This is a genomic window from bacterium, assembly GCA_018830565.1.
In the GTDB taxonomy this organism is placed as follows: domain Bacteria; phylum UBA9089; class JAHJRX01; order JAHJRX01; family JAHJRX01; genus JAHJRX01.
The window spans coordinates 59574-67955 of record JAHJRX010000062.1; the positions used below are offsets into that span (position 1 = coordinate 59574).

9 protein-coding genes are annotated in these 8382 nt (G+C 35.2%); all 9 read left to right on the forward strand.

Annotation, left to right across the window (positions count from 1 at the left end; all coding sequences use genetic code 11):
* Positions 1–20: 20 nt before the first annotated feature.
* Positions 21–1535 carry a 2-isopropylmalate synthase gene (locus KJ849_06100; GenBank protein MBU2600127.1) on the forward strand — a complete coding sequence of 505 codons (1515 nt, stop codon included), beginning with the start codon at positions 21–23 and terminating at the stop codon, positions 1533–1535.
* Complete coding sequence (leuC, locus tag KJ849_06105; GenBank protein ID MBU2600128.1) at positions 1535–2824, forward strand: 3-isopropylmalate dehydratase large subunit; 1290 nt, start codon at positions 1535–1537, stop codon at positions 2822–2824. Before KJ849_06100 ends, leuC begins: the two co-directional genes overlap by 1 nt.
* A gap of 111 nt (positions 2825–2935) precedes the next feature.
* The gene (locus KJ849_06110; GenBank protein MBU2600129.1) at positions 2936–3442 is read left to right on the forward strand and encodes a 3-isopropylmalate dehydratase small subunit; all 507 of its coding nucleotides are present in this window, start codon (positions 2936–2938) and stop codon (positions 3440–3442) included.
* A gap of 23 nt (positions 3443–3465) precedes the next feature.
* Positions 3466–4530, forward strand: coding sequence for a 3-isopropylmalate dehydrogenase (locus tag KJ849_06115; GenBank protein ID MBU2600130.1), 1065 nt, complete (start codon positions 3466–3468; stop codon positions 4528–4530).
* Between the two features lie 2 nt (positions 4531–4532).
* Positions 4533–5546 (forward strand): aspartate-semialdehyde dehydrogenase, encoded by a 1014-nt coding sequence (locus KJ849_06120; protein MBU2600131.1) that lies wholly within the window; start codon positions 4533–4535, stop codon positions 5544–5546.
* Between the two features lie 174 nt (positions 5547–5720).
* Entirely contained in the window at positions 5721–6791 is a 1071-nt protein-coding gene (locus KJ849_06125; GenBank protein MBU2600132.1) for a sensor domain-containing diguanylate cyclase, read from the forward strand.
* Positions 6792–7113: 322 nt separating this feature from the next.
* Entirely contained in the window at positions 7114–7371 is a 258-nt protein-coding gene (locus tag KJ849_06130; protein MBU2600133.1) for a transposase family protein, read from the forward strand.
* Complete coding sequence (locus KJ849_06135) at positions 7372–7557, forward strand: cytochrome c biogenesis protein ResB (protein ID MBU2600134.1); 186 nt, start codon at positions 7372–7374, stop codon at positions 7555–7557. It begins immediately after the preceding gene.
* 604 nt (positions 7558–8161) lie between these two features.
* Positions 8162–8382 (forward strand): hypothetical protein (locus tag KJ849_06140; protein ID MBU2600135.1); only part of this gene is annotated, 221 nt, incomplete at its 3' end.

Consider the following 8382-nt stretch of genomic DNA (forward strand, 5'->3'; position numbering starts at 1 on the left):
AGATGGAGCTTTTTAATTAATTGGAGAAAATAATTATCTTTGATACTACTTTAAGAGATGGAGAGCAATCTCCTGGTGTCTCTTTTACCGTAAAAGAGAAGTTAGATTTAGCTAAGCAATTAGCAAGATTAGGAGTAGATATCATTGAAGCAGGTTTTCCTATATCTTCTAAAGGAGAATTTGAAGCAGTCAAGACTATTGCCCAACAAGTCCAAGAGCCAATTATCTGTGGCTTAGCTCGGGCTAAAAAAGAAGATATAAACTGTGCTTGGCAAGCATTAAAAGAGGCCAGATCTCCTCGTATCCATACTTTTATCTCCACTTCAAAGGTTCAAATAAAGTATCAATTAAATAAGACCTACGCTCAAGTTTTAAAGATAACTAAAGAAATGGTAGCTTTAGCTAAAAGCTGGACAGAAGATATAGAGTTTTCTCCTATGGATGCTACCAGGACAGAACTAGAGTTTTTGTATGAAGTTATTTACCACGCCATTGAAGAAGGAGCTACTACTATTAATATTCCTGATACGGTTGGTTATGCTATTCCCTTAGAATTTGGAGAAATAATAAAGAACATTAAAAGTAATGTTTCTAATATAAAAAAAGCAGTTATTTCTGTTCATTGTCATAATGATTTAGGTCTTTCTACGGCTAATTCTTTAGTCGCTGTTTTAAACGGAGCTAGGCAAGTAGAGGTCACCATTAATGGCATAGGGGAGCGAGCAGGAAATGCGGCCTTAGAAGAGGTAGTCATGTCTATCAACACTCGTAAAGATATCTTTAATCTTGAAAGTAAGATCAATACTACTCAGTTATATAAAACTTCTCGAATGGTTAGTCACTGTACGGGAATGATAGTTCAGTCCAATAAGTCAATTGTAGGAGAGAATGCTTTTGCTCACGAATCAGGAATTCACCAGGATGGGTTTTTAAAAGAACGAACTACTTATGAGATTATGACTCCAGAAAGTGTAGGTATAGCCCAGAGTAAATTAATTTTAGGAAAACTTTCAGGAAGGCATGCCTTTAGTCAAAGAGTCAAAGAGTTAGGATTTGATCTGCCGAAGGAAGAGTTAGAAATAGCTTTTAAAAAGTTTAAAGATTTAGCTGATAAGAAAAAAGAAGTCTTTGATCAAGATATAGAAGCCATCATAGAAGACGAACTAATTACTATTTCAGAGACTTATAAGTTAGAATATCTTCATGTAGTAAGCGGCAATAAGACTATACCTACTGCGACTGTGATCATCAAGAAGAAAGAAAAAGCTATCCAAGAAGCAGCTTGTGGAAATGGACCGGTGGACGCAAGTTTAAGAGCGGTAGATAAGATTACTAAGATAAGATGTAGTTTAATTGATTATAATATTAGGGCTATTACTACTTATCAAGATGCTTTAGGAGAGGTTAATATAAAGATAAGACATAAAAATAAGATATATTCAGGAAGGGCGACGAGTACTGATGTTGTGGAATCAAGCGTTAAAGCTTATCTAAATGCCATTAATCGTTTAATTTACAAAGAAGAACATCTTTAATGAAGCAAACCATTACTGAAAAGATCCTTTCTAACCATGCAGGAAGAAAAGTTAGTTCTAAAGAATTAATAGAAGCTACGGTTGATCTGGCCTTAGGAAATGATATTACTGCCCCTTTAGCCATTAAGGAATTTGAAGAATTAGGATTAGAAGAAGTTTTTGATAGAAAGAAGATAGTCTTAGTTCCTGACCACTTTACACCCAATAAAGATATTAAATCTGCTCTTCAAGCTAAGATTCTAAGAGATTTTTCTAAAAAGTATAAAATAGAGAATTATTTTGAAGTAGGAAGAATGGGGATTGAGCACGCTCTTTTACCTGAGCAAGGTTTAGTTTTACCAGGAGACTTAATTATTGGTGCTGATTCTCATACCTGTACTTATGGAGCTTTAGGAGCTTTTGCCACAGGCGTAGGGAGTACAGATTTAGCTCATGCGATGGCTACAGGCAAGTGTTGGTTTAAAGTACCAGAAAGTATTAAATTTATCTTTTATGGAAAACTAAACCCGTGGGTAAGTGGCAAAGATTTAATCTTATATGTTATTTCTCAAATTGGAGTTGATGGAGCCCTTTATGAAGCCATGGAATTTACAGGAGAAACGTTCAAAGAGCTTTCCATGGCTGATCGTTTTACCGTTTGCAATATGGCGATTGAAGCTGGAGCTAAAAATGGAATTATAGCTTTTGATGAAGTCGCCAAAGGTTATCTAGAGAAGAAAACACCAAAGAATTATAAGGTATATTACAGTGATGAAGGAGCTTTTTATAAAGAAGTATATGAATTTGATGTCTCTAAGATAAATCTACAAGTTGCTTTTCCTCATCTTCCTTCTAATTGCCAGGAAGTGGAAAAAGTTGGACCTATTAATATAGATCAAGTAGTAATTGGGTCTTGTACTAATGGAAGGATTGAAGATTTAAGAGTAGCCGCTTCTATCTTAAAGGGTAAAAAAGTTCATCCTGAAGTAAGATTAATTATTATTCCAGCTACTCAAAATATATATTTAGAAGCCCTAAGAGAAGGCTTGATAGAAATCTTTATTGAAGCTAAGGCGGTGGTAAGTACGCCTACTTGTGGACCATGCTTAGGTGGGCATATGGGGATTTTAGCTAAAGGGGAACGATGCGTCTCAACTACTAACCGTAATTTTGTAGGTCGAATGGGCGATGTGGGGAGTGAAGTTTATTTAACCAATCCAGCAGTAGCTGCTTCTTCTGCTGTTTTAGGTAGAATTGCCTCTCCTCAAGAAATAGCCAAATCTGATGTATTTGGGTATAACCCAGCATAAAAAGTTTGTGCCTTATGGCACGCACCCCTGTTTGCCGGCAGGCAGGCAAATTCTTACTTCACAAAAACTTCTTTTATGCTGGAACCGAGAGAATGTTTTTTTAGAGGAATGATGATTATTAAAGGGAAAGCTTGGAAGTATGGGGATAATGTAAACACCGATGAGATCATACCGGCTCGTTATTTAAATACTTCCGATTCGAGAGAATTGGCTAAACATTGCATGGAAGATCTTGATTTAAGCTTTGTTAAAGAAGTAAAAGAGGGGGATGTGGTGGTGGCTTTAAAGAATTTTGGGTGTGGATCTTCTCGAGAGCATGCTCCTTTAGCTCTTAAGGCATCGGGCATAAGTTGTATTATGGCCGCTACTTTTGCTCGTATTTTTTATCGGAACGCTCTTAACATAGGATTACTCTTAATTGAATCTCCGCAAGCTTCAAAAGATATAGATAATAAAGATTTAATTGAGATAGATTTAAATAATCATAGAATCAGTAATTTAACTAAGAATAAATCTTATGATATTCTGCCGGTACCTGAATTTATGCAAAAAATGATTGCTTCAGGGGGGTTGATGTCTTACGTTAAATCTAATATTAAGTCTAAAATTAATAAATAACCATAACAATAAAAGGAGTTAAGATGTATAAGATTGCTGTCATTCCAGGGGATGGGGTAGGACCAGAGGTAGTAAGAGAAGGAATTAAGATTTTAGAAAAAGTAGCGTCGCTATTTGAATTTAATTATCAATTAATTACTTATGGATTTGGAGGAGATTATTACTTAAAACATAAAGAAGTCTTACCTTCTTCTGCCTTATCAGAATTAAGAGAAATGGATGTTATCTACTTAGGAGCGGTAGGTCATTCATTGATAAAGCCAGGTATATTAGAGAAAGAACTATTATTAAAGATTAGATTTGAACTTGACCAGTATATTAACTTAAGGCCAGTTAAGCTTTATCCTTTTGTCTGGACACCGATCAAAGATAAAGGTCCTGAAGATATTGATTTTGTAGTAGTTAGAGAAAATACCGAATGTTTATATACTGGCTTAGGAGGCTTTTTAAAGAAAGGAACATTGGAAGAGGTAGCGATACAAGAAGCCGTTTATACCAGAAAAGGAACAGAGCGATGCGTTAAATATGCTTTTGAATTTACCAAGAAAAGAAATAAGAAGAAGAGACTTACTTTATGTGATAAAGCTAACGTCTTAAATTATGGACATGATTTATGGCAAAGAGTCTTTTATAAAGTAGGAGAAGAATACCCTGAAATTGAAAAAGATCATGCTTATGTAGATGCTACTTGTATGTGGATGGTTAAGAATCCAGAATGGTTTGATGTGATTGTTACTTGTAATATGTTTGGTGATATTATCACTGACTTAGGAGCGATGATTCAAGGTGGTATGGGAATAGCGGCTGGCGGAAATATTAATCCTGAAGGGGTGTCTATGTTTGAACCAATTCATGGCAGCGCCCCTAAGTATGCCGGGAAGAATCAAATTAATCCTTTGGCTGCTATCTTATCATTAGCGTTGATGGTAGCTAACTTAGGCGAAGAAGAAGCAGCTTTAGCTATCGAAGAAGGGGTATGTAAAGCCTTGGGAACTGGAAGGATTAAAGATATGGCGGCAGGTAAGATGGGGCTTACTACTTCAGAGGTAGGGGATTTAGTTAAAGAATTTATTACTAAAGGTGAATAATTATGAAAAGATATAATCTTGCTATTGTCGGGGCTACAGGAGCAGTTGGAAATCAGATGAAGAAGATCATAGAAGAACGTAACTTTCCCGTAGAAAAGTTATTTCTTTTTACGAGTAGTCGCTCGGCAGGAAAAATCTTAGAGTTTAAAGATGAACAAATTACTACCTTAGAACTCACGGTTGATTCTTTTAAAGACATAGAAATAGCCTTATTTTCTGCTGGAGCTAAGGTTTCCAAAGAATATGCTCCTTATGCGGTGAAAGAAGGTTGCTTGGTGATTGATAACAGTAGTGCTTTTAGAATGGAGAAAGATGTGCCTTTGGTTGTCCCAGAAGTAAATCCTTCTGATTTAAAGTGGCATCAAGGAATTATTGCTAATCCTAATTGTTCTACTATTCAAATGGTCATGGCTCTTAAGCCTCTTTATGATAAAGCAGGTATAAGAAGAATAGTAGTAAGTACCTATCAATCAACTTCTGGTACGGGATGGAAGGCCATGGTAGAGTTAAGGGAGCAATGCGAAGCGGTGATTAATCAAAAAGAAGTAAATATCCAAGTTTATCCTCACCAAATTGCTTTTAATCTTATTCCTCAAATTGGTGATTTTTTAGATAACGGGTATACCACAGAAGAGATCAAGATGGTTAATGAAACCAGGAAGATTTTAGGAGATGAAACTATTAATATTACCGCTACTACGGTTCGAGTTCCGGTCTTTATTTCTCATAGTGAGGTAGTTAATGTGGAGCTGAAGCAAAAGCTAACCGTAGATGAAGTCAAAAGAATTTTGTCAAATATGCCTGGGGTGAAGGTGATAGATAATTCCAAAAATTTGATGTATCCTCATCCTTTAATGGCTAAAAACACGGATGAGGTTTATGTAGGGCGGATTAGAGAAGATCTTTCTCATCCTCTGGGCATTAATATGTGGATAGTAGCCGATAACTTAAGAAAAGGCGCCGCTTTAAATGCTGTTCAAATTGCAGAAAAGATGATTGAATTAAGATTAATTTAATCGCAATCATTTGCTTGCTTAAGTCTTCGTAATGTTGTTTGAGATTATAATCTCACCTCTTGAAATTTATCCTAAAATAATGCATAATTTAAAGTAAGCATTTAGCTATCAGTTAATAAAAATAACTGATAGCTGATAGTCGAAGGTTTACTTTAATAGAATAGGAGAATGAAATTGAGAGAAACAGAAAAAACAGAGAATAAAGAAAGTGAACAAATTGCTAAATCTAAAGAAGATTTCATAGACAAAAACTTGCATGATTTTTTAATTATCAATAAAGTCAATAAGATTATGTTTGCTTTTTTAGATTATCAAGAAGTTATTGAGGCTATTATCGCCATAACTAATGAGGTTATTGATGTTCAAGCTGTATCTATAATTATCAAAGATAGTCAAAAAGTAAGGATTACTTTATCGGTAAGTGATATTTTAGATAAAAGACTCATAGAGAAATTTAAAATTTTATCATTAAGTTCTTTTGGCGAAAAAGAGAGAGTAAAAATAGAATTAGATGAAGTAGAAGTTATTTTAAAAGAAAATCCTTTAAGGGCAGGTAAGGATAATGGAGATGAATTTAATTCTTTTTACTATGTCCCTATTGTGATTGCAGAAGATACTTTTGGTTTTTTAACTATTGGTAGTTTAGAAAAAGAGGCATTTAGCCCCGAAGATCTAAGGTGTTTGTCAATATTAGGTACTTACTCTTCTGTGGCTATTGGTAATTCTATCTTACGAGATAAGATTAAAGAGCTTACTATCGTAGATGGTCTTACCGGTGTTTACACCTATGGTTACATTAGAGAAGCATTAAGAAGAGAAGTTAGAAGAGCGGAGAGATATAATTCTTCTTTTTCTTTTCTAATAATGGATATAGATAATTTTAAAGAGATTAATAAATCTTACGGGTACTTAGAAGGAGATCGAGTTCTGAAGATGTTAGGTCTGGAGATAAAAGATAAGATTATTAGAGAGATTGATATAATAGCTCGATACGGAGGAGAAAAGTTTGCTATTATCTTACCTGAAACTAATAAAACCAGAGCGATGGTGGTAGCAGAAAGGATAAGATCTCAAATTGAACTAAAAGAAATTTACATAGGAAAGGTTAATCTTAAGGTTACTGTAAGTATAGGAGTATCAGAATTTCCTACCGATGCGGGTAGCGAAGCAGAAATGGTTAATATGGCTAATTTTGCTTTATTAAAAGCCAAAGAACAAGGTAAAAATAAAGTTTGTCAAGCGTAAATTAAAGCCTAAAATAATCGGTCGGTAATTTCACCGATAACTAAACCCATTACAGTCTAAAGAATATTTTAAATTTTGCCTGGTTTTCCCAGGCTTTTTTTATAGGCTTTTTCTTGTTAGCCACAAATGAAAATAGGACATTTTCATTTGTGGCTAACACATGTAAATAAAAGACATAGACAAATTGTATCTGGATGAGATAAAATAACACTCCTAAATCATCACAAAGAAAAGAGTGATACCCACCAGATACAATAAGAAAATTATCTCATAAAACTTTTAGGATTGCAAGTAGGATTGCAAGGATTTTTTGTAACGGAATATGGAGATAAAGAAGGATGGGGATATAGAAAAGGTGGTGCTGGCCTTGGACAGGGTCAAGAAAAGGTATATCTGTAGTGAATGCGGTGAGGTATTGACTACTTACTATGATTCCCACATTCAAGAAGTAAGACACCTTCATCTCTGGAAGTATATCACGATCTTAATGTTTGAAAAAGTTAGGGTCAAGTGTCCTACCTGTGGGGTTAAGATAGAGAGCCTGGAATTTATGGACAAATATGCCCGGCTGGTGGTGTAATTGGGGGGCTTGTTTGGGTTTAAGGAGTATCTAGAGATAAACGAGAAAGAGATAGTTACTGTTCCTCATACTGATTTTCGCTTGCGGGTTGATGATTTTAATGTTGAATTTTACCCTACCTCTATCTGCCATCCGCCATCCAAAGTGGGGGTGACAGAAGAGGGCAACTGCGCCAAACCGAGATAAACAAAGAGACAATTTTATCCGAGAGGCTTCCTAAGAGAAGGAGGAGGTAGTATGAACTTGCTACAAATCTTGTTTAGTCTGTACTTCAGACCTCGTGCTTTATCATATCTCTTATCTCAAATGTGAGAAGGTCTTTGATTTGAATGAACCTTTGATTAAAGGCCTGGAGGAGAGGATTTCCCAAGAAGGTAAATTTAAAGTACTGTATTCTATCGCGGCTTTCTGCCGCAACTAAATCATTAGACAGAGGTCAGAAGTCAAATTGCAAGGTATTGCCTTAATCTGTCCCCTGTCCTATACCTCGCGGACAACGCAAATGTTGGGGGGGGTAATAGTATCTCGGCAGTGAAAAGTTCTCATCTATTCTGGGAATGTCATGGGCTTAAGTTATTGAAATTAAGGCACTTACCTTTAGCGATGTTTAATCTTTACAAGATTAGCAATATCAATGAGTTACAGAGAACTTTTAACTGTCGAGTAGTATAGGTTAGAGTTTTTTGGTTGCTGTCCCAAGTGTAAATAAAAAGAAGGAAAGTAGGGAGAGGTGTTTTTTTATGTAATTAGTATTAGTAATAATTACTATTACTAATTTAAGAGGGAGTAAATGGTAATAAAAAGAAGTAGAGTTTTTTTTAAAATAGGTATGATTATGGGTCATATTTTATCTTTAGTCATATTAGCCCAGGTACTTTTTGCCCAAGGAAAGCCAACTATAGAAGTCTTCAGTGAAGAGTGTCCATGTGGTCCTTGTCTTAAGGCAGAGGAGATAGCAAAAAAGGTTGCTGATAAATATAATACAGACTATATAGTATATGATGTTATGAA